This is a genomic window from Bacillus sp. BB51/4, assembly GCF_008368845.1.
Taxonomy (GTDB): Bacteria; Bacillota; Bacilli; order Bacillales; family Bacillaceae_G; genus Bacillus_A; species Bacillus_A wiedmannii.
In genome coordinates this window covers 574130-596381 of sequence record NZ_QOSC01000005.1, presented here as the reverse complement: position 1 = coordinate 596381, position 22252 = coordinate 574130, and the positions used below count along the sequence as shown (strand labels likewise).

General features: G+C 36.1%; 26 protein-coding genes and 1 riboswitch. Of the genes, 9 read left to right on the top strand and 17 right to left on the bottom strand.

The genetic code is table 11. The features are described from left to right. The first annotated feature begins 33 nt into the window (after positions 1–33). Positions 34–1323, top strand: coding sequence for an NCS2 family permease (locus DN392_RS05495; RefSeq protein ID WP_064449213.1), 1290 nt, complete (start codon positions 34–36; stop codon positions 1321–1323). Between the two features lie 34 nt (positions 1324–1357). On the opposite strand, the gene corA is transcribed toward DN392_RS05495, so the two are convergent. From corA to spoIIM, 9 genes are all read right to left on the bottom strand, one after another. Continuing rightward, positions 1358–2320, bottom strand: coding sequence for a magnesium/cobalt transporter CorA (gene corA / locus DN392_RS05490; protein ID WP_002008459.1), 963 nt, complete (start codon positions 2318–2320; stop codon positions 1358–1360). Positions 2321–2382: 62 nt separating this feature from the next. Continuing rightward, a complete protein-coding gene (locus DN392_RS05485; RefSeq protein WP_001243064.1) occupies positions 2383–3687 on the bottom strand; it encodes a pyrimidine-nucleoside phosphorylase in 1305 nt (434 codons plus the stop codon). Positions 3688–3694: 7 nt separating this feature from the next. Then, positions 3695–4516, bottom strand: coding sequence for a purine-nucleoside phosphorylase (locus tag DN392_RS05480; RefSeq protein ID WP_001078444.1), 822 nt, complete (start codon positions 4514–4516; stop codon positions 3695–3697). 12 nt (positions 4517–4528) lie between these two features. Next, on the bottom strand, positions 4529–5713 hold the full coding sequence (deoB, locus tag DN392_RS05475; protein WP_001046086.1) for a phosphopentomutase: 1185 nt from the start codon (positions 5711–5713) through the stop codon (positions 4529–4531). A 442-nt stretch (positions 5714–6155) separates the two neighbouring features. After that, complete coding sequence (locus DN392_RS05470; RefSeq protein ID WP_002107764.1) at positions 6156–6899, bottom strand: FixH family protein; 744 nt, start codon at positions 6897–6899, stop codon at positions 6156–6158. A gap of 144 nt (positions 6900–7043) precedes the next feature. After that, positions 7044–7934, bottom strand: coding sequence for a site-specific tyrosine recombinase XerD (gene xerD, locus DN392_RS05465; protein WP_000390083.1), 891 nt, complete (start codon positions 7932–7934; stop codon positions 7044–7046). A gap of 6 nt (positions 7935–7940) precedes the next feature. Beyond that, on the bottom strand, positions 7941–8171 hold the full coding sequence (locus DN392_RS05460; protein WP_001250432.1) for a YqzK family protein: 231 nt from the start codon (positions 8169–8171) through the stop codon (positions 7941–7943). A gap of 103 nt (positions 8172–8274) precedes the next feature. Further along, positions 8275–8730: a ferric iron uptake transcriptional regulator gene (gene fur, locus DN392_RS05455; protein WP_000392657.1), complete on the bottom strand. Its 456-nt coding sequence runs from the start codon at positions 8728–8730 to the stop codon at positions 8275–8277. Positions 8731–8836: 106 nt separating this feature from the next. Continuing rightward, positions 8837–9454 carry a stage II sporulation protein M gene (spoIIM, locus tag DN392_RS05450; protein WP_226544967.1) on the bottom strand — a complete coding sequence of 206 codons (618 nt, stop codon included), beginning with the start codon at positions 9452–9454 and terminating at the stop codon, positions 8837–8839. A gap of 155 nt (positions 9455–9609) precedes the next feature. Between spoIIM and DN392_RS05445 the strand changes: the two genes are divergently transcribed. Continuing rightward, positions 9610–10161 (top strand): GNAT family N-acetyltransferase, encoded by a 552-nt coding sequence (locus tag DN392_RS05445; protein WP_000803489.1) that lies wholly within the window; start codon positions 9610–9612, stop codon positions 10159–10161. A 24-nt stretch (positions 10162–10185) separates the two neighbouring features. Here DN392_RS05445 and DN392_RS05440 read toward each other — a convergent pair whose 3' ends face one another. Continuing rightward, entirely contained in the window at positions 10186–10725 is a 540-nt protein-coding gene (locus tag DN392_RS05440) for an NUDIX domain-containing protein (RefSeq protein WP_088321206.1), read from the bottom strand. Positions 10726–10799: 74 nt separating this feature from the next. Between DN392_RS05440 and mciZ the strand changes: the two genes are divergently transcribed. Beyond that, the gene (mciZ, locus tag DN392_RS05435) at positions 10800–10928 is read left to right on the top strand and encodes a Z-ring formation inhibitor MciZ (protein WP_000870295.1); all 129 of its coding nucleotides are present in this window, start codon (positions 10800–10802) and stop codon (positions 10926–10928) included. 53 nt (positions 10929–10981) lie between these two features. Beyond that, positions 10982–11896, top strand: coding sequence for an aldo/keto reductase (gene lolS / locus DN392_RS05430; protein ID WP_000747223.1), 915 nt, complete (start codon positions 10982–10984; stop codon positions 11894–11896). A gap of 29 nt (positions 11897–11925) precedes the next feature. Here lolS and DN392_RS05425 read toward each other — a convergent pair whose 3' ends face one another. The 3 genes from DN392_RS05425 to DN392_RS05415 form a co-directional block, all read right to left on the bottom strand. Continuing rightward, the gene (locus DN392_RS05425) at positions 11926–12753 is read right to left on the bottom strand and encodes an aldo/keto reductase (RefSeq protein WP_048562379.1); all 828 of its coding nucleotides are present in this window, start codon (positions 12751–12753) and stop codon (positions 11926–11928) included. Positions 12754–12874: 121 nt separating this feature from the next. After that, on the bottom strand, positions 12875–13399 hold the full coding sequence (locus tag DN392_RS05420) for a GrpB family protein (protein ID WP_001227179.1): 525 nt from the start codon (positions 13397–13399) through the stop codon (positions 12875–12877). 68 nt (positions 13400–13467) lie between these two features. Then, entirely contained in the window at positions 13468–13731 is a 264-nt protein-coding gene (locus DN392_RS05415; RefSeq protein ID WP_098091975.1) for a YqkE family protein, read from the bottom strand. A 201-nt stretch (positions 13732–13932) separates the two neighbouring features. Between DN392_RS05415 and DN392_RS05410 the strand changes: the two genes are divergently transcribed. After that, entirely contained in the window at positions 13933–15522 is a 1590-nt protein-coding gene (locus tag DN392_RS05410) for a bifunctional metallophosphatase/5'-nucleotidase (RefSeq protein WP_088321208.1), read from the top strand. A gap of 122 nt (positions 15523–15644) precedes the next feature. On the opposite strand, the gene DN392_RS05405 is transcribed toward DN392_RS05410, so the two are convergent. After that, the gene (locus DN392_RS05405) at positions 15645–16121 is read right to left on the bottom strand and encodes a ribbon-helix-helix domain-containing protein (protein ID WP_000151917.1); all 477 of its coding nucleotides are present in this window, start codon (positions 16119–16121) and stop codon (positions 15645–15647) included. Positions 16122–16242: 121 nt separating this feature from the next. Here DN392_RS05405 and DN392_RS05400 point away from each other — a divergent pair, with 121 nt between their 5' ends. Then, the gene (locus DN392_RS05400; protein WP_000898963.1) at positions 16243–17241 is read left to right on the top strand and encodes an alpha/beta fold hydrolase; all 999 of its coding nucleotides are present in this window, start codon (positions 16243–16245) and stop codon (positions 17239–17241) included. 131 nt (positions 17242–17372) lie between these two features. After that, on the top strand, positions 17373–18692 hold the full coding sequence (locus DN392_RS05395) for a Na+/H+ antiporter family protein (protein WP_000994830.1): 1320 nt from the start codon (positions 17373–17375) through the stop codon (positions 18690–18692). A gap of 23 nt (positions 18693–18715) precedes the next feature. Here the strand turns inward: DN392_RS05395 and DN392_RS05390 are convergent, their stop codons facing one another. Together DN392_RS05390 and DN392_RS05385 are read right to left on the bottom strand one after the other, a co-directional pair. Further along, complete coding sequence (locus tag DN392_RS05390; protein WP_000201337.1) at positions 18716–19579, bottom strand: LacI family DNA-binding transcriptional regulator; 864 nt, start codon at positions 19577–19579, stop codon at positions 18716–18718. 99 nt (positions 19580–19678) lie between these two features. Then, the gene (locus tag DN392_RS05385) at positions 19679–20161 is read right to left on the bottom strand and encodes a GNAT family N-acetyltransferase (RefSeq protein WP_000262551.1); all 483 of its coding nucleotides are present in this window, start codon (positions 20159–20161) and stop codon (positions 19679–19681) included. Positions 20162–20242: 81 nt separating this feature from the next. Here DN392_RS05385 and DN392_RS05380 point away from each other — a divergent pair, with 81 nt between their 5' ends. Beyond that, positions 20243–21166: an alpha/beta hydrolase gene (locus DN392_RS05380; RefSeq protein WP_000819239.1), complete on the top strand. Its 924-nt coding sequence runs from the start codon at positions 20243–20245 to the stop codon at positions 21164–21166. 10 nt (positions 21167–21176) lie between these two features. Here DN392_RS05380 and DN392_RS05375 read toward each other — a convergent pair whose 3' ends face one another. Continuing rightward, positions 21177–21422 carry a DUF2552 family protein gene (locus DN392_RS05375; RefSeq protein WP_000360794.1) on the bottom strand — a complete coding sequence of 82 codons (246 nt, stop codon included), beginning with the start codon at positions 21420–21422 and terminating at the stop codon, positions 21177–21179. A gap of 288 nt (positions 21423–21710) precedes the next feature. On the opposite strand from DN392_RS05375, the gene DN392_RS05365 reads away from it, so the two are divergent. After that, entirely contained in the window at positions 21711–21917 is a 207-nt protein-coding gene (locus DN392_RS05365; protein ID WP_001151582.1) for a CDGSH iron-sulfur domain-containing protein, read from the top strand. A gap of 188 nt (positions 21918–22105) precedes the next feature. Beyond that, positions 22106–22249, top strand: a riboswitch (FMN riboswitch). Positions 22250–22252 lie beyond the last annotated feature (3 nt).

Genomic DNA, 22252 nt, shown 5'->3' with positions numbered 1-22252 from the left:
GGTGGGAGAGGGATATGAAAAAGAAGGTTTAACATGAAAGGAATACTTGAAAGAACATTTAAATTAGGTTTACACAAAACATCACCAAAACAAGAAGTTTTAGCTGGAGTTACGTCATTTTTCACGATCGTATATATTATGATTGTAAATGCATCCATTTTATCCGATGCTGGCATTCCTCTTGAAGCTGGAATTTTAGCAACTGTTTTCAGTTCATTTATCGGATGTCTGCTCATGGCATTTTGGGCAAATGCACCTGCTATTCTTGTCCCTGGTATGGGTGTAAATGCATTCTTCACGTACACTGCTGTGCATACGCTCGGATTAACTTGGCAGGAAGCATTAGCAGCTGTCTTCATCTCTGGTATTATTTTTGCAATTGCTGCGTTTACACCAATCGCTCGCGTGCTTTCAGTATCGATTCCAAAATCATTAAAGGAAGCTATTACTGTCGGTATCGGATTATTTTTAGCATTTATCGGATTGCAAAAAGGTGGTTTAGTCGTTTCGAATCCAAATACTGCTGTTGCAATGGGGAAATTAAGTAACCCTGTCGTTCTTGCGACCGTGCTTACTCTTATCGTTGCACTTGTACTATTTATTCGTAACGTACGTGGAAGCTTTTTATGGACGATTGCAATAGGAACTGGTATTGCATGGCTATTTGGTCTTGTTGATACAAGTCAAATCGGAAATAGTTCATTCTCATTCGCTAATTACGGCGATGTGTTTGGAGCTATGTCATTTGGCAAACTTTCTTCCTTACCGTTTTGGATTGCAACATTCTCCTTAAGCATGGTGCTTATTTTTGAGAACATGGGACTTCTGCACGGTTTATTAGAAGATGACCGTAAATTCCCACGTGCTTACCAAGCCAATGCAATTTCAGCAATGACATGTGGTCTATTTGGCACAAGCCCTACCGTATCAACAGTAGAGAGTGCCGCAGGTATTACTGCAGGCGGAAAGACAGGTCTGACGTCTATCGTTACAGGGTTGCTATTCTTTGCATCACTGTTTGCACTTCCGTTTGTCAAACTAATTCCTGATAGTGCCATTGCACCAATCTTAATTATTATTGGCGGCCTGATGATTACAAGCATTCAGCAAATTCCTCTGAACGATTTTTCAGAAGGATTTCCAGCGTTCTTAATTATCGTCATGATCCCGCTCACATATAGTATCGCTGATGGCATTGCGTTCGGATTTATTGCTTATCCTATCTTAAAAGTTGCTCTTGGAAAGCGTAAAGAAGTCGCACCGTCTATGTATATCGTTACATGCTTATTCTTAGCCATGTTTGTATTACATGCTATTGGTTAAGTAAAAACACCGAGGAATTTTCCTCGGTGTTTTTTTACTTAAACCATCCTTTTTTATAAAACCAAGCCATCATGCCACCGCCAATTAGTGCCATTAGAAGTAGACAAATAAAATAACTATATTGTCCACCAAGCTCTGGCATATGCGTAAAGTTCATTCCGTATACTCCCGCAATAAATGTTAATGGCATGAAAATAGTCGAGAATACAGTTAATGTTTTCATAATGTTATTCATATGATGTGAGTTTAATGAAAAATAGCTATCTCGAATATCTGCCGTTAACTCCCGGCTTGCCTCAATCATTTCTGTCAGTTTAAGTAAATGATCATGTATATCTTTAAAGTAAATTTCATGATCACTTATACCGTAAAAACGAGTCGAATTTAAAATACGATACAATAAATCACGCATCGGAATGATTGTACGCCTTAGTTTTGATAAATCTGCACGTATATCAAATACTTCTTCTAGCACACTTCCTGCTGTCTCACCCGTTAAATTATCATCAATGGCATTTAAATGATCCTCAATGTAATATACAGGCGCAAAATAGTCGTCCACAATTTGGTCGATAATGGTATGCGCTACGTGTAAAGGACTATTTTTAATACGCTTCTTTTCTCCAAGTGTTTTCCATACTCTTTCGATTGCATTATTATGAGAAAAGTGGAAAGAAACAATAAAACGATCACTTATAAATAAATCGATCTCGTGCGGTTCTAATCCATCCTCACCAAATGCATGAAGAACTAAAAAGTTATATCCATCATAAAAATCAACTTTTGGCCTCTGTACATATTCTATACAGTCTTCAATTGCAAGGGGATGGAACTTAAAATGATCTTGCAAAATGTATGTATACTCTTCTTTCGTTGGCTTATATAAATCTAGCCAATACCATACAATATGGTCTTTCGTTGTTTCTTCTAGCGAAACATCATATAATACTTCATCTGTTTTTGTTATTGCACAAATTCTAATCATAATTTCACCCATTATTATTATAAACAAAAAATAGCAAAAAAAGCCAAGGAGAAATACTCCTTGGCCCTTTTTTATTATTCAGTAACGATGCCGTGCACTAATGTTGGTGCATCTACATGTTCGTTAGCAATCTTCATGTTCTCATAAATTTTTGCTTTTACATCTTCCACATTTTCACGGTTTGCGTAAATTGTAACAAGGGATTCACCTTTTTTCACGCTGTCCCCTACTTTTTTGCGAAGCATTAAGCCAACTGCTAAATCAATTTCAGATTCCTTCGTCGCACGTCCTGCTCCTAAAAGCATTGCTGCTGTTCCGATTTCGTCTGCAACGATTTCTGATACATAACCGTCTTCCTTCGCTTCTACTTCAATTTTAAACTGTGCTTGTGGTAATTTAGAAGGATCATCAACAACAGAAGCATCGCCGCCTTGCGCTGATAAGAACGTTTTAAATGATTCTAGCGCTTTACCGTTGTTCATTACTTCAATTAATTTCTCACGTGCATCTTCTAAAGATGAAGCTTGTCCAGCAAGGTATACCATTTGACTTCCAAGCGTTAAACATAACTCTTCTAAATCTTTCGGCCCCTTACCTTGTAATGTATCAATTGCTTCTTGTACTTCAAGTGCGTTACCAATCGCCTCACCAAGTGGTTGACTCATATCAGAAATAACAGCCATCGTATTACGACCAACGTTATTACCAATGCGCACCATTGCTTCTGCTAAACGTTTTGCATCTTCATCTGTTTTCATAAATGCACCTGCTCCAGTTTTTACATCAAGAACAATTGCATCTGCACCAGCAGCAATTTTTTTACTCATAATCGAACTTGCAATAAGCGGAATTGAGTTTACTGTTGCCGTTACATCACGAAGTGCATATAACTTTTTATCCGCAGGTGTTAAGTTTCCACTTTGACCAATAACTGCGATTTTGTTTTCATTTACAAGTCGCATGAATTCATCATTTTCGATTTCAACATGGAATCCTGGAACTGCTTCTAATTTATCAATTGTACCACCAGTATGTCCTAACCCACGTCCAGACATTTTTGCAACCGGTACACCTAAAGCGGCTACTAATGGACCTAACACAAGTGTTGTTGTATCACCAACACCACCTGTTGAGTGCTTATCTACTTTTATCCCTTCAATAGCTGATAAGTCGATTGTATCACCGCTATTTACCATTGCCATAGTTAAATCAGCACGTTCTTGATCGTTCATATCTTGGAAGAAAATTGCCATTGCAAGTGAACTTACTTGGTAATCAGGAATATCACCATTCGTATATCCTTCAACAATAAAGTTAATTTCTTCTGTCGTTAATGCATGTCCGTCACGTTTTTTTGCAATTAGGTCCACCATTCTCATTGTGAGGTCACCCCTTCATTTGTTTTACGATTGCTTTTACTAATGCTAAGAAGTTAGCTTTAACACGTTCTGTCGTTTCGATTACTTCATCGTGATGAAGTGGCTGATCTAAAATACCAGCTGCCATATTTGAAATACAAGAAATACCAAGTACTTTCATACCAGCATGACGCGCTACAATTACTTCAGGTACTGTTGACATACCAACTGCATCTCCGCCAAGTGTACGAAGCATACGAATTTCAGCAGGTGTTTCATATACAGGACCTGTCATTCCAACGTATACACCTTCTTGTACTTTAATATTTAAGTCCGCTGCAACTTGTTTCGCCATTTCACGAAGTTCTGTCGTATATGATGTAGACATATCAGGGAAACGTACGCCCATTTCAGAATCATTCGGTCCGATTAATGGATTTGTACCCATGAAGTTAATGTGGTCTGAAATTAACATAAGATCGCCTGGCTCAAATGATGTATTTACACCACCAGCTGCATTTGTTACAACAACTGTTTCTACACCTAGTTCTTTCATAACACGAACTGGGAATGTTACTTTTTGCATGTCATATCCTTCATAGAAGTGGAAACGTCCTTGCATTGCTACTACTGTTACACCTTGAAGTGTACCGAATACTAGTTGACCTGCATGACCTTCTACAGTTGATACTGGGAATTCAGGGATTTCACTGTAAGGTACTGTTACTGCGTTCTCGATTTCATCTGCTAATACACCTAGTCCAGATCCAAGGATTAGTCCTACTTGTGGCGTTTCTTGAAATTTCTCTTTTAAGTATGAAGCTGATTTTGTAATAAGTTCACGATTCATTTGTTTATCCCCCTATTTCTTTAGCTCGTTTAAGAAGCTTGTTCCGTGTTCTGGCATTTTCACGCCGAAGTTTTCTGCTACCGTTGCACCAATATCAGCAAATGTTTGACGAAGTGCTAATTCTTGTCCGCCTTCTTTCATGCTTGGGCTATATGCTAATAACGGTACATATTCACGTGTATGATCAGTACCAGGATGTACTGGATCATTACCATGGTCTGCTGTAATTAATAATAAATCATCTTCTTTTAGTTTTTCGAATACTTCTGGAAGACGTGCATCATAGTCTTGCAGTGCTTCTCCATATCCTTGTGGATCACGGCGGTGACCGAATAATGCATCAAAGTCAACTAAGTTTAAGAAGCTAAGACCTGTAAAGTCCATGTTTAATGTATCTACAAGCTTATCCATTCCATCCATGTTAGACTTCGTACGAAGTGATTCAGTTACACCTTCACCATCATATATGTCAGAGATTTTACCGATAGCAATAACATCGTAGTCACTATCCTTTAATTCATTCATTACCGTACGGCCGAATGGTTTTAACGCATAATCATGACGGTTTGGTGTACGTGTGAATTTCCCTGGTTCTCCAACAAATGGACGAGCGATAACACGACCTACCATGTACTTTTCATCTAACGTTAATTCACGTGCAATTTTACAAATTTTATATAACTCTTCAAGTGGCACTACTTCTTCGTGTGCTGCGATTTGTAATACGCTATCAGCAGAAGTGTAAACGATTAAAGAACCTGTTTCCATTTGTTCTTGACCAAGTTCATCAAGAATCTCAGTTCCAGAAGCTGGTTTATTACCGATAATTTTACGACCTGTTTTTTCTTCTAATTCATCAAGTAATTCTTTTGGGAATCCTTCAGGGAACACTTGGAATGGTGTATCAATGTAAAGACCCATGATTTCCCAATGTCCTGTCATTGTATCTTTACCAGTAGATTTCTCTTGCATTTTTGTATAATATCCAAGCGGTTTTTCTACTTTAGAGATACCTTTCATTTCACGAATGTTACCAAGACCTAACTTCACCATATTTGGCATTTGTAATCCATTCATATGTTCAGCAATGTGACCAATTGTGTCAGAACCTAAATCACCAAATTGCTCAGCATCCGGTGCTTCGCCGATTCCTACAGAGTCCATTACGACTAGGAATATACGTTTATATTTATTCATAACTGCGACCTCCTATAAGTTCAGTTCTACTTCTTGTAGTATGTTCAAAACGCTATAAAGTGAAACTGTTCTCCATAAGAATTCTCTTTCGTTCTCATTGTCAAACAGTACTTCTTTAATTGATTCTCTAACCTATTTCGTTTACTTTGAAACGACTCAAAAACATTTCTAGTTTTTTCTAAGTCAGATGTCAGACATCTGATACTGATATCATAACATGTTTACGCTTTCTTTTTAATACATTTTCGTAGAATTTCTCATTTTCTTCACACTTCTATTGTAATCCATTATGCAAATAAGTGCTAATTATTTTATGATTTATTTCTTCATATAAAGTGAAACTTTGATTAGCAGGAGTTTAGTTCTTCTCCACTGATTATTAGCCCTCATCAATTGGACGTTTACGGAATAAAAATAAAAAGCAGCTCTAAAGAGCTACTTTTTATTTTACTTCTACTGTTTCTTCTTTATGTTCATGTAGTTCGCCTTTTTTAACATGAACTTTCACTTTGTAAGAACCGTTTTCTTTGAAAGTATGTTTCGTTTCATACTCTCCTTTATTTCCTTCTTTCGCTGGAATAAATTCGTGTTTTTCAACACCATCTTTCCAAATCTCAAGTTGTACTTCAGCACCAGTTAACGCTTCTTCTTTTTGTTTTAAATGAACTTTCATAGTTGATTCAGCATTTGCTTTTATATCACCAGCCATAAGATGGATCATTGTATCGCTTTTATGATCGCCATGCCCTGCACCGTGATCACTATTTTCTTTTTTCGCATCTTCTACTTTCGCATTTCCTACAGCCACTTTTACTTCTGGCATAACATGCATTTCACGTGCATTTGTGTGAGCGATAATATGGTACACTCCATCCGTCTCGAACGTTTTCTCTACTGCATAAACACCTTTTCCTTTATGCTTCCCATCTAACATCTCGTGCTTTTCGTCGCCAGCTTTCCAAATTTCAAACTTTACATCATCAGCATCTGTTACTTTTTCTTTTCCTTGTGTAACAAGTGCTTGTACTTCTGTTTTTTCACCAGGTTTAATTTCTTTCGGATTTGTTTGAACTGCTACTTTTACAGCTTCTAGTTTCTGTTCTTTTTTCGGTTCTTCTTTGTTTGTATTACAGCCAGCCAATGCTAGCATCGCGATAAATAAAGTCATAATAAGTTTTTTCATCATCATTTCCTCCTTCATACCTTATTTAGTATAGAGGAAATACATTGTAATATTCTAGTCTTCTGCTGAAAACAATGTACGAAATGTTTGTGAAGTTTTTGTGAAGTACTATAGCCTTTTGAATCTATGAAAAAAAGAGCATAGTAACTATGCTCTCGGATGAAACTGTTTATATACATCTTTTAATCTAGCTTTTGAAACATGCGTATAAATTTGCGTCGTTGAAATATCTGCATGTCCTAGCATTTCTTGCACAGCACGCAAGTCTGCTCCATTTTCTAATAAATGCGTAGCAAAAGAATGGCGCAACGTATGTGGTGTAAGCTCTTTTTCAATATTTGCTTCTTTCGCCAATCGTTTTAAAATTTTCCAAAATCCTTGTCTTGATAATCGATTCCCATGATGGTTTAAAAAGAGTGCATCTACTACTTTTTTACCCATCAATTCTCTTCTTCCCTTTTCAATATACTTTTGAATCGCTTCCGTCGCTAAACTTCCTAGTGGAATAATTCTTTCTTTATTCCCTTTCCCTATGCAACGAACAAACCCCATCGTTAAATGTACATCTTCTAAATTTAAGGCAATTAATTCCGAAACACGAAGTCCTGTTGCATAAAGTAACTCTAGCATCGCTTTGTCACGAACCCCAAAAGCACTCGTCATTTTTGGCGTCTGAAGTAACGCCTCTACTTCATCGATTGATAGCACTTTCGGTAATTTCCGTTCTCCTTGCGGCGTTTCAATATGTACGGATGGGTCGTGCTCTACCGCTCGTTCACGAAGTAAGAATTGGTGAAACGAACGAATCGATGCAATATGACGTGCTAATGTTTTCGAAGATTTTCCGTTTTCTTTTAAGTGCTGCAGAAAATTAACAATGTGCAAGCGTGTCACTTCATGAAAGCTTTTCGCCTGTTCTACATTTTGCAAATACTTTACATAACTTTTTAAATCACGTTCATAAGATACTACTGTATTTTTCGCTAGCCCTTTTTCGACAACCATATAATGAATAAAATCTTTTAATTGATCTTCCAATCTACACTACTCCCCATTTTCATAGAAAAACATCATTCTATTTACGAAAGCATCCTTTGCCGGCTCTTCATTCCCTGATACTTTTTCTACAGTCTCTTCTTTTGGTTTTTCATAACGATGATAACTTTCATATTCTTCATTTATCCATAGTATAGCGAAATAAAACAAAATCGTACAACTTGTAAATAATAAAAATACTTTTATCCCATCAAAAGTTAATTTTAAAGCTCGGCGCATTGTAAATTCCTCCAAAATATAAGTTATTACAACATATGCCAAGCTTTCACCAATTTATACCTTATTCAAATAAAAAACCTCTTCCTAGATAAATAGGAAAAGGTTATTTTTCATCCGTTTCATTTTCTTGACAATTTTTACAAATCCCATGGAATGTTAAACGATGATCTTTCACCTTAAAGCTCCAGTCACGTTCTACTTTCCTTTCCACTTCACCAAGTAAATCTTCTTGTATTTCTTGTACAGCACCACATTGTGTACAAATCAAATGATGGTGAAAACGCTGCGCACCTTCTTGGCGTAAGTCATAGCGTGAAACACCGTCTCCGAAGTTAATCTTATCGACAACTTTTAACTCAGATAATAGTTCTAAAGTTCGATAGACGGTTGCTAATCCGATCTCTGGCGACTTTTCTTTTACAAGGAGGTAAACATCTTCTGCGCTTAAATGATCTTCTTCATTTTCTAGCAGCACACGAACTGTTGCTTCACGTTGCGGTGTTAATTTGTAGCTCGCTGCATGTAATTGCTTCTTAATTCGTTCAATTCTTTCTTCCATTCGGTACTACTCCCTCCTCGCCACTCTTACACCATTATATCAGAAGAAGGGCTTCTGTCAAAAGAAAAACAATAAAAACAAATTGATAATTATTCTCAAAAAGTATTTATTGTTTATTAATAGCCTCAACGACTTCTTTCATTAAAACTGGTGATGCATAAGCTTCTACACTAGAAGCAAGAGCTAACACCGCTCCAATTACAAGAAAGAAGCATGTATAACGAATTAATAATGGTAATAATGGCTCGGTTATTTTCCTGATAAATTGATGCCTAATCATGCGTAAGGAAAAGCTTGCGGCAATTGTTGTCATAACGAGAAATACTGGAATAATAATGAGGTTTTGTGGCAATACAGAAACGAATGCTAATAATAATCCATTCCATCCATGCTGACTGACTAAAAAACCTACTGTAAATCCGACAACTACTCCTTTTACAAATAATAAAATAAAAATAAGTGGCAATCCAATAATTGAAATCCCCAAAATCCAAATAAATCCAATGTATTTTAATTGCGAAAAGTAACTTTCTCGAAACATTTCGCTCGCAATAGCAAATTCTCCTTTAGAAACTTGTCCAAAAAAACGTTGTAAATAAAATGATAAATCTTGTTTTTGATTTAATTGTAAACTATTTACAAGAATGGCCCCAAATATTACTCCCATCAATAATAAAACAGCGTTAAATATATATAATGAAGAGTTTTCCTGTATGTGAGACATTACACGGTCTTGCCAAGTTTTTCTCCACATTTTTCTTCCCTCCGTTCACACTCTTACTAAAAATGTATGAAAGAAAGAAAAAAGTATGACGAATTAACATTGAAATTCCGCTCTACTTTGCTAAACTAAAAAGTAGAGAATAGGAGGGATTTCTCTTGAAACCATTATTATTAGATTTTCCAACATTATTTCAAACTGAACGCTTACAAGTTCGTAAGCCATTTCCAGGTGATGGTGCAGAAGTGTATGAAGCAATCCAAGCTTCTCTAGAAGACTTAGTACCGTGGATGCCAATTAACGCTGAAACAGAAGAAAGTGCTGAAGAAATCGTTCGTAACGCTCACGGGCAGTTTTTACTTCGTGAAACACTTGATTTTCACTTATACGATAAAGTATCTGGTACATTCATCGGAGCTATAACGCTCAAGCCTGAAAACTGGGATATTCCAAAGTTTTCACTTCACTTCTGGCTGCATAGCGCTTATACAAAACAAGGCTATATGACTGAAGCCATTAAAGGTGCCATTCAATTTGCCTTTGATAAGCTAAGTGCTAGAAGAATTGAAATTCGTACTGATGCAACAAATGCAAATGCATGTAACCTAGCAGAACGTTTAGAATTTATTCTAGAAGGTACAATGGAAAATGATTTCATAGCACCAGATGGTAGCTTACGTGATGCACGCGTATACGCAAAAATCAATTAAAAAACACTCGCCTTTGGCGAGTGTTTATTTTTGTAGTTGTAAATATTGTACTGCAAACATCGTCTTCGCATCATGAATACGAAGATCTTTCATAAGAATAATCGCTTCTTCTAACGATACTTCCATCAATTCCACGAATTCATCTTCATCTAACTCGGCTTTATTTTCTTTTTTCGTCAAACCTGTCGCTTTATATACATATAAAATTTCATCTGCAAATCCTGGAGATGTATAGAAAGAAGTAATAAGCTCCATATTTTCACATACATATCCTGTTTCCTCTTCTAATTCACGAACTGCTGTCACCTCAGGTTTTTCACTAGGTTCTAACTTGCCAGCCGGAATTTCTATAATCGCCTTTTCAAGCGCTTTACGATACTGCTCAACAAGCACAATTTTCCCCTCATCAGTAATAGCAATAATAGCAACTGCACCAGGGTGATTTACAATTTCACGTTTACTCATTGCTCCATTTGGTAATACTACATCATCAACACGAACTTTTATAACTCTACCATCAAAAATTGGCTCAGTTTTTACTGTTCTCTCTGCAAGATTACTCATACTACTTCATCTCCCTGTTCTATTTCCTATTCTTTCCTCATACATTTTACCACATTGAAAGGAGCGTGATAGAAATGAAAGTTTATATTTTACCAAATCGCGTCACTTTAGTCGGAAAAGCGTGGCAAATTCGCCATAAGCTAAAACAATATGGCAAAGAGTATACAACTGTACAAGAGTGGATTACAGCAAATAAAAAGTAAACGTTTGTCAACCTCTTTTTCCTTTCGTACAATAAAGGTAAGGAGGTTGACCTATGAAAAAACGTCAATTAGGAAACTCAGATTTGTTTGTTACAGAAATGGGCCTTGGCTGCATGTCTCTCGGTACATCTGAAACAGAAGCTATGCGTATTATCGATGAAGCAATCGATTTAGGAATCAATTTTTTTGATACAGCGGATTTATATGATTATGGATTAAACGAAGAATTTGTTGGAAAAGCCTTAAAAGGGAAACGAGACCAAATTGTTCTTACAACAAAAGTTGGAAATCGATGGACAGAAGAAAAAAACGGGTGGTCTTGGGATCCTTCTAAAAATTACATAAAGGCTGAAGTGAAAGAAAGTTTACGTAGACTTCAAACTGATTATATTGATCTTTATCAACTTCACGGCGGGACGATTGAAGATCCAATAGATGAAACAATTGAAGCCTTTGAAGAATTAAAAAAAGAAGGTATTATTCGCCATTACGGTATTTCTTCTATACGTCCAAATGTTATCCGTGAATATGCTAAACGTTCAAATATCGTTAGTGTGCTAATGGAATATAGCCTTTTAAATCGTCGCCCTGAAGAATGGTTCCCACTTCTAAGTGAACATCAAATTAGCATTATTGCTCGTGGGCCACTTGCAAAAGGAATTTTAACTGATAATAATGCAAGAAAGATAGAAAGAGTAAAAGAAAAGAATTATCTTTCTTATTCTTACGATGAATTATATGCGACACTCGCGAATGTAAAAGAAATAATCGGAGAAAGCTCTCTAACAGGAACAGCTATTCAATATTGCTTACATAACGAAACTGTTGCAGCTGTTATACCTGGTGCAAGCTCTATTCAACAATTGCAAGAAAATGTACAGGCTAGTAAACAAAAAAAGTTAACAACAGCAGAATATATACAACTTCAGCAAATTTCTAAATGTGATACTTACGCTTTACATCGTTAAAAAGACGCTACCATACCGGTAGCGTCTTTTTATAGCGTATCATATTTATCAGGATTCGTTCCTACATGTAAATTACGATTTAACGTATTAATTTGAGTCATCTCTTCTTCTGTTAGTGAAAAATCAAAGATAGTAAAATTCTCTTTAATACGGGATGGTGTAACAGATTTAGGAATCGTCACTACCCCGCTCTGAATATCCCATCTTAATATAACTTGCGCAGGTGTTTTTTCATATTTCGTAGCAATGGCCTGAATAATCGGGTGCTGAAATACTTCCCCGCCTCTCATTAATGGGCTCCATGCTTCCATTTGAATTTGCTCACCTTGACAGAAATTACGCAATTCAAATTGCGCTAACATCGGATGAAGTTCCACTTGGTTGACCATCGGCTTCACTTTACAATTTGGTAATAACAGTTCTAAATGATGTTTATGAAAATTTGAAACACCAATCGCGCGCACTTTACCTTCTTCATACAGTTTTTCTAGCGCTCGGTACGTATCAACATACTTCCCTCTTATTGGCCAATGTATTAAATATAAATCTACATAGTCCATTTGTAATTTCTTTAAGCTTTTTTCAAACGCCTCAAGTGTTTCCTCGTATCCTTGATCGTCGTTCCAAACTTTTGTTGTAATAAATATATCTTCTCTCGGAATCCCTGATTCACGAACCGCTTCTCCGACACCGCTTTCATTTTCATATACAGTTGCTGTATCAATCGAACGGTATCCAACTTCTAACGCTGTTTTTACTGCTTGTTTTACTTCGTCGCCTTCTTTCGCTTTATAAACGCCTAGACCAATCATCGGCATTTTTACGCCATTATGAAGTGTAGTTGTTGGAATGTGCACAGTCGTCTCCCTTTCATTCTTACATTTTTTATAAGCCACCACTTTATTTCAACAAGATTCAACCAAAAAGTCAAAACATATGTACAGTTTACATAATAATTTTATACACTAAAACGCTAACTCAATTATTTATATTTCCTTCTCTCCATTCTTTCGCTTTTTCATCAACACTACGCACAAACTCATTTTTTCCTTCCGTATATAACGTGCCATCATATGTATATTTTTCGGCTAATTCTTTCTTTAAGGTTGCATATGCCTCTGCTTCTTCACAATGAGCCATCATATAATCACGAAACGCTAAATGCCTTATTATCTCAGGATTTCCTTTTTCAAAAACGTGTAAGTGATACGAGCGTTTTTCCTCCGTTCCATGAATAAAATAACGACGTCTTGAAATACCATTTTCCCCTTTTACGATATAACCAAGCTCTTCAAAACGTTCATTCCAATGATCTACTCTGTCAATACTCTCTACTTCCATAATCATATCTATAATTGGTTTAGCTGCCAGTCCTGGCACTGATGTACTTCCAATATGGTGGACTTTCACCATTTCTGGCATCGCCGATTTTAATCGTTCGGCCTCTATTTGAAATTTTTCATTCCAATGATTTTCATGCGGAACGACTACAATTTTTCTCATTAAAACTCCCCTTTTCTTACAAGCTCGTCAAAAAAATGATCAGCGGTATGCACTGATCATTTTTTATATTATTTAAAGTCTTTCCAAGTAAGGCTACTTTCACTTAACAGTTCTTCAAATGATTTATTCTTTTCACGTTCTTTTTGTTCTTGGCGCTTTCTTTCCAGTTCAGCTGCCTCTTTTTCTTCTTCTCTCACTTGCAATTCTTTCTTTTTATTCTTTAATTGCTGCATGAGTGAATCATTTAATTGATCGCCTAATGTAAGCGACTCTTTCTCTGGTCTATTCACTTGCGATTGTCTTTGCATTTGTCTTTGTTTCTTTTTCTTCATGCTACTCACCTTTTACTTTTTTCTCCATTATAGTAGATACACAATGAACTCGACAATAAAAAAGGTTCTTTACTCTATTATTCACCTTTTGTAAATATGTTAATTTTTCGAAAAAACTAAATTTTTATATAGATATAATCCTATGAATCTATTAAAATTATGTCGTATGATGTCAGATTATAAAAAAAGGAGAAATGAATTATGTGGAAAAAAATCATTCCTGCTGTTGCCGTTTTAAGCACCATAACTTTTTCAAGCGTATTTGCCGCTCCCCCATCCCAGATTCCAGCTGAACAAAACCGCTACGTAGACGTACAAATGCTTGGTATTAATGATTTCCATGGACAACTAGATACTGTTAAAAAAATTAATAACAAAGAAGCTGGTGGCGCTGATTACTTAGCTACTTATTTAAAAGAACGTAAAAAGCAAAACCCTAATACACTTCTCGTACATGCTGGCGATATTGTCGGAGCTAGTCCACCAGTTTCAGCGTTGTTACAAGATGAACCAACGATTGAATTTTTAAATGACTTAAAATTCGATGTTGGTACAATCGGAAACCATGAATTTGATGAAGGTATCGATGAAATGAAACGCCTCATTTACGGTGGATATCACGAGAAAACAGGGAATTTCAAAGGTGCTAACTTCCCTTATGTCGCTGCTAACTTCTATAACAAATCAACTGGTCGCTTATTTTTACCACCATTTACTGTAAAAATGGTAGATGGTGTTCCTGTAGGATTCATTGGCGTTGTTACAACTGATACGCCAAATGTCGTGATGCCTACTATGCTTAAAAATGTACAGATCACTGACGAAGTAGAAGCAATTAATAAATCAGCGCAACAATTAAAGCGTCTCGGTGTTAAATCCATCGTCGTCCTTGCCCATGTCGGCGGAACAACTGATGAGTCTGGCGTGACAAATGGAGACCTTACTCGAATTGCAAATGAAACAGACTCGGAAGTTGATGTTATTTTCGGTGGACATAGTCACACGTATGTAAATGGTACTGTAAATAATAAACTAATCGTCCAAGCGAACTCTTATGGAACAGCTTTCTCAGACGTAGATGTAACAATTGATCGTAAAACAAAAGATATTGTAAAGAAAAAAGCTGAAGTGATTACAACATATCATGAAGGTGTGGAACCTGATAAACAAGTAAAACAAAAAATAGATCAATATAAAGAAAAAATCGCACCACTTGTAAATGAAGTTGTAGGAAAATCTACAGCACCTATCGACCGAAAACAAAATGATGCTGGTGAATCTACTCTTGGGAATATAATTGCCGACGCACAGCGTCAAACGATGCAAGCTCAAATCGCACTTATGAATCCTGGTGGCATTCGTAATGACTTAGATGCTGGCGATATTACTTGGGGCGAATTATATGGCATTCAGCCTTTTGGAAACCAATTGATTAAAGTCGATTTAACAGGTCAAGATATTCGTGACATTTTAAATCAGCAATGGCAAAAAGGAACAACAAGAATGCTTCAAATTTCAGGTATTCAATATACGTGGGATGCAAATAAACCAAACGGTGAAAAGGTTACGAATATCCGCTTAACAAATGGCGAAGAGTTATCTCCATCTAAAACGTATAGCGTAGTTGCGAATGCTTTCTTAGCTTCTGGCGGTGACGGATTCGTATCATTTAAAAATGGGAAGAATTCAGAAACTGGTCCAAACGACTTTGAAGCGCTAGTCGATTATGTAAAACAATTAAAAGAACCAATTCAGCCAGTTATTGATGGAAGAATTCAAAAGGTAAATTAAGTATTTCCCTAATATGCGATCCAGATTTTTATTGTAAAGGATACGCACTTATACTTAATCCACAATATTAGTAAAACCTAAAAAGGATACTCGTTCTTACAATGAACATAGTATCCTTTTCTTTAGTTATCAAAATGTGATGTTTTGTTAAAATCATACTGTTGTAAAAATTGTTGTAACGCCTCTTCTACAAGTTTAGATTTTTGAATTCCTTTCGATTCTGATATAACGTCTAGTTTTGCTAATATTTCTTTATTAATAGAAAAAGTACGTTTCTTTTTTTCTGTACTTATACTCATAATTGGCGCGATTATTTCTTCTCTCTTGCTTAATAATTCATAAATGCTTTGTAATTGTTCATAAATTAATAATTGATAATCCGTTTTCGCATATTGAAGGGCTGTCGCTTCTTGGAGTTGTAAGTGACGCGGTTCTTCTCCATCTCCTACAAAAATACGTTTCTTCTGTTCTCCATCATATTCATATCCGATCAATCTTAATTTCTTTGATAATGTATACGGGCTTATTTCAAGACGTTTTGCTATGATAGCGATGGATTCACGTCTATTTAAGCAATCTATAATTTCTCCAATCGTCACAATTTCCCTCCTCCCGTGTTGAAATGACACTAGTATGGTATGTTACAATGATTTTCTAACAGTATATGCAAAACGAATAGCCTGTGCGATTCATACGATTTCAGAAAAGGAGGTTTTCAATATGCTTTTTCGTAGCTATACACCACAGTTTTATAATGAAAATAAAAAACTCATTCCTAATAGTATTGCTACGATGGAAAGCGTTTTAATTCATAATCGAAAACAAACTCTCCTTATGCGCGGGCAAAACATAGAGCAGCCAATTTTATTATGTTGTCATGGAGGACCTGGCATGGCACAAATTGGATTTATTCGTCATTTTCAAAAAGAATTGGAGAAACACTTCATCGTTATTAATTGGGATCAGCGCGGGGCAGGTAAATCCTTTTCAATGAAAGATTTCGGAGCAAATTTTACAATCGAACAATTCGTTTCCGATGCAAAAGAAGTGATTCAATATGTACTTAAAAAGTTCAATAAACAGAAACTATTTCTCGCTGGTCATTCTTGGGGAAGCATTATTGGGCTTAACATAGCACATCAATATCCACAGTATATCGAGGCTTACATCGGTATTGGGCAGATTGTACATATGAAACAAAACGAAGAATTGCTATATCAGCATTTAATTCGTTCTGCAAAAAAACATGATCATAAAAAAGCATTAGCGTCCCTTTTGAAATTAGGCAAACCACCATTTTTAGATACGAGACGCCTTATTATTCAAAGAAAGTGGCTTGGCACATTCGGCGGAGCAATCCAAAACGGATCTTCCTTTTCTTTCATACGAAAAGGCTTCTTTTCCCCTGAATATACGCTATTAGATTGGTTCAAGTTTCTCGCAGGAAATTTAAAATCTGGCGTTTTATGGGAAGAAATGTTGACAATCGATTTCTTTTCTTCTATTTCAAGCTTATCTATTCCGGTTTATTTTTGTTCTGGTCGCTATGATTATCAAACTCCTTATGCTCTCGTTCAGGAATATTGTGATGTGATAGAAGCCCCCATAAAAAAAATGATTTGGTTCCCAAATTCAGCACATTCTCCTGATTTAGAAGAACCAGAATTATTCGCCAATTCTTTACAATCAATTAAACAAGAGCTAGCTTTTCAACATTAGTAACAAAAGGCTCTTTTACATTTCATAGAAAACAATTTATAATAATATGTCGCAACTATGTATAAATATAGCAAAGTGCTTCATATTTACTTGCCTTAGCACAATAAAATTTTAGGGAGATTACATTTATTATGAATGCTGTACTCGTCGCAGTAGCAGTTATGCTATTGCTTAGTTTGTTACGTGTCCAGGTCATTGTCGCCATCATTGTTGGAGCTTTAACAGGCGGAATTATCGGTGGACTCGGTATTTCAGAAACTATTAACACTTTTACAACTGGCCTTGGAAACAGTGCTCCAATCGCTTTAAGTTATGCAATGCTTGGCGGTTTCGCTATTTCCCTTTCCAAAACAGGACTTCCAGATGCCATGATTCAAACTGCACTAAAATGGATTGGCAATGAACAAGACACGAAAAAACAAGTTTATTCTAAAATACTTATTTTATTCATCATTTTAACGATGGCTTGTTTCTCACAAAATGTGATTCCTGTTCATATCGCTTTCATCCCTATCTTAATTCCAGCACTTTTAAAAGTATTAAATGAGCTGAAAGTGGATCGCCGACTTGTTACATGTATTATTACATTCGGATTGATTACTCCTTATATGTGGATTCCAGCAGGGTTCGGAAAAATTTATCATGACGTATTGCAAACAAATGCTGCGCAAAGTGGTCTTACATTTGATGTCGCACTTATTCCAAAAGCAATGACTATTCCAGCAATCGGTATGATTATTGGATTATGTGTAGCGGTATTCATTACGTACCGGAAACCTCGTACGTATGAAACAGAACAAGTTCATACTACCGCAAATGAAATCGTTCCCTATACAAAACGTAGCATTACTTTCGGATTGTTATCTATCATAGCCACATTAACTGTTCAATTAGCAACAGAATCAATGATTTTCGGTGCTTTAGCGGGGATTATCGTCTTATCAGTAAGTGGTAGTCTACCTCTTAAAGAAGCAGATGCGATATTAACAAGCGGAATGCGCATGATGTCCTTTATCGGTTTTGTTATGATCGCTGCCGCTGGATTTGGCGCTGTTCTTCGAAAAACAGGACATGTTGAATCTCTTGTGCAAACGAGTGCACATATAATTGGAAATAACAAACCACTCGCTGCATTTCTTATGCTTGTGATTGGACTTCTCGTTACGATGGGAATTGGTTCATCCTTTTCAACCATCCCTATTTTAACAACAATTTTTGTGCCTCTTTGCATGCAGCTTGGATTTAGTCCAATGGCCACAATTGCAATTATCGGTACAGCTGGAGCGCTAGGCGATGCGGGATCTCCAGCATCAGATAGTACACTTGGGCCAACATCCGGTTTAAATGCTGATGGTCAACACCATCATATATGGGATACATGTGTACCAACTTTTCTGCATTATAATATACCGTTACTTATATTCGGCTTTATTGCCGCAATTACATTATAAAAGGTGCGTTTTATACGCACCTTTTACTTTTTTATTTTTTCTTTTAATTGTTGTAAAGCTATTTTCCCATTTTCTTCGGCGCAACTTTCAATTTTCATGAGTGACGAGCCTATCCATTCACTGTCTATGCTCCCGTTCGGTCCGATAATTTTCAACTTATCCGGTATACGGATATTGAAATTTTTCGCTGCTTGAATTAACTCAAAAGTAACCTTTTCACTTGAAGTTACAATTCCATCTATATACGGGTAAGTTTGTAAGAATGTAATAAACTGTTTATTCGTATACCCTTGTACACATACTTCTCGATAAGAGATCCCTTCCTCCCAAACAGCGTCTAAAAATCCTGATATGTGCTCTTCCATTTCTTCACTATCTTCTCCCTCATCGAAATAAGCAAGAAATTGACAGCCTTTTTCTTTTAATAAAGAAACCGTTCTTTGTCCACTTTCATAATAATTTGCATGGGATTTTTTTTCATCAATCACAACAAACGGAAGTGGAATTTCTCCTATACTTTTAAAAACGGATCTTGTTAAAATAACACCTGCAACGTTATTTTCCTTCAACATATATATGTATCTATCTTTATTCTCTATATTACAAACAATGATTTGATATCCTTCTTTATATGCTATTTCCTCAATACAATGTAGCAAAGTGATGTTTGATAGGTCATATAGATTATCTACAAGTAATGCAATTATCGTTGAATTCTCTTTAAATAATGGCTTTGCTGCATTATTTGGCCTATAACGTAATTCCTCAATTGCTTCCTTTACTTGTTTTACTGTGTCCTCATGAACGTATCCTTTTTCATTAATAACTCGTGAAACGGTTGCGACTGAAACACCTGCCAATTTTGCAACATCACGTATAGTTGCCACATCGTCACCCCTTAATATGGTAATAGATTACAATTTTACGGTAACCTAAATTACAATATTCGTCAAGGTTAATAACTTATATTTCTGAAAATTGTTACATCAGTTTATTAAACGATACTCCAACTGTATTTCATGTAAAATTGGGATGTTATCATATCCGATACGCGGAATTTCTTTCTTTATTTTTCGTGCCTCTTCCACTGCATTCACATATAAATTAGTCATCATAAAATTACGTTTTTGGTAAAAACGTAACGCATTCATATTATCATTTGTTGTTATGAGCCAAACCCGCCCGCACCGTTCTTCTTCTGCAACTTGTAATACACAATCTACAAGTTTCGTCCCTATTCCTTTTCTTTCTTCAAAGCTATCTAACGATACAATTTCACACATATTTCCGGTCACTTCATACGTTATAATTCCGATTATTCTGTCATCCGAGAGCGCAACAAATCCTGGCAACTCTTCTAACTGATGCCCCTTACCACGTGAAACCATCAATGAACTCCCCCAGTTCTCACACATGAACATTCGGATTGTTTCTTTCATCGCTGGCGTAATTTTTTGTATATACACCATTTCCTATTTCTCCCCTTTTCTATCATTGTGATACAATGTAAGTGTATCACATGTAACGGTATTTGGAGGATGAGGTAAAGTATGAAACGTTTTTTTGCAGCATTGTTTACTATACTAGGTGCGATAACTGCCCTTGGGATTTTCTTTACAAATAAAGTGATGTACTTAAAGAAAAAAACAGAGGAAGAAGTACTCGAAAGAGAAACGAAAAAACATTTTCGTTTAGAGGATTTTGATGCTCTTCATAAAGAAGAAATTCATATTCCTTCGCAATTCGGATATGATCTTCACGGATATTACATTCCTGCTAGTCATTCCAATAAGTTTATGATTTTTTGTCACGGCGTAACTGTAAATAAAATGAACTCTGTAAAATATGCAAGGTTATTTTTAAACAGAGGGTATAATGTCGTTATTTATGATCATCGTCGTCATGGTAAAACTGGCGGAAAAACAACAAGCTATGGATACTATGAAAAACATGATTTAAAATCTGTAGTTGACTGGCTAAAAAGTCGCTTTGGAACAAATATAACACTCGGTATTCATGGTGAATCTATGGGAGCTGCAACACTTCTTCAATACGCAGGACTTGTAGAAGATGGTGCTGATTTCTATATTGCAGATTGTCCTTTTTCTGATTTCTACGGGCAATTACAACACCGTTTAAAGGTTGAATTCCATTTACCTAAATGGCCTTTATTACCTTTAGCAAATGCTTTTTTAAAAGTACGTGACGGTTATACGATTCGCGAAGTTTCACCAATCGATTGTATAAAAAATATTAATAATCCCGTCCTCTTTATTCATAGTAAAGATGATGATTATATTTTAGCTGATATGACGAAATCACTATATGAAGCAAAAGAAAACAATAAACAACTTTATATTGCAGAACGCGGTGCACACGCTTGCTCTTATAACGAAAATAAAGAAGAGTATGAAGCAGCCGTTGATCAATTTTTAAACTCATATGTAAAAGAAACAAAAAACAGGCTTGCATAAGCCTGTTTTTTTATTGCGCTAAAACGTCTGTAACTTGTTCCATATTTACAGAAATCCATTGCATTGCATCATCTAACGTTGGAAATTCTGTCGTTTGAAATGTTACTTCATCTTGAAGTAACCAAACATCCTTTGCCTCTTGCCCTACACCTGCAATGGACCAATGTAACAAACTATATGGATGATTATCATTCAAAAATGATGCCCACGTGCGCTCATTTGCAATGTTTCGTAATGTATGTAATTGTTTATCCATCTCTCGTCACCTTACTCTAGTCAGTTATAAAAAACATTATAACACTCTCTTCTCTCCCAAAGAAAGTGCTCATTTTACCCCGCTATTTGCGGGCAGTAAAACTCCCACCTCAAAACTCAGCTAAAACAAAGAAGTTAGGTGGGAAATTAACTGCCCCTAAAAGCCCGATTGGTTCAACTAATAATTAGTGGGGGATACCTCCCCCACTAATTAAAGTTTCACTTTATATTGTCAAGTACTTCTCTTAATTATATGATGAAATTAAGCGTTTGGGAAGGAGGGATGGCGTTGGCGAAAGTACAAATTAAAGTAAATGATAATGGCTCTTTTCGCGTTACAGGGGACGTGGAATTAGTCGATTCACAAGGGAATGTATTCCCAGCAAAACCGGCATTTTCTTTATGCCGTTGTGGTTTATCAAAAAATATGCCTTATTGCGATGCTTCGCATAAAGGGAAATTCGAGTCTGTCGTTAGAGCACCAGAGGCAGAATAATTTCACATGTGACATGCACATTTTTTTGTGCATGTTTTTTCTTTTCATTAACTCTCGTCCCCCTTTTCCTTACAACATTCCTCGTACTTTTGTCCTCATTCCAACTTACATATATTTTCACACAATTCTTCACATTCGAATATTTTTTTCTAGCCTTTTATTTTTTTTGTGCTATAATTTGAGCAAACAACATCCTTCGGGGTCGGGTGAAATTCCCAACCGGCGGTGATGAAGTGCAAACTTCTAAGTCCGTGACCCGTTTTCAACTCGAAAACGGTGGATCTAGTGAAACTCTAGGGCCGACAGTATAGTCTGGATGGGAGAAGGATATGTTT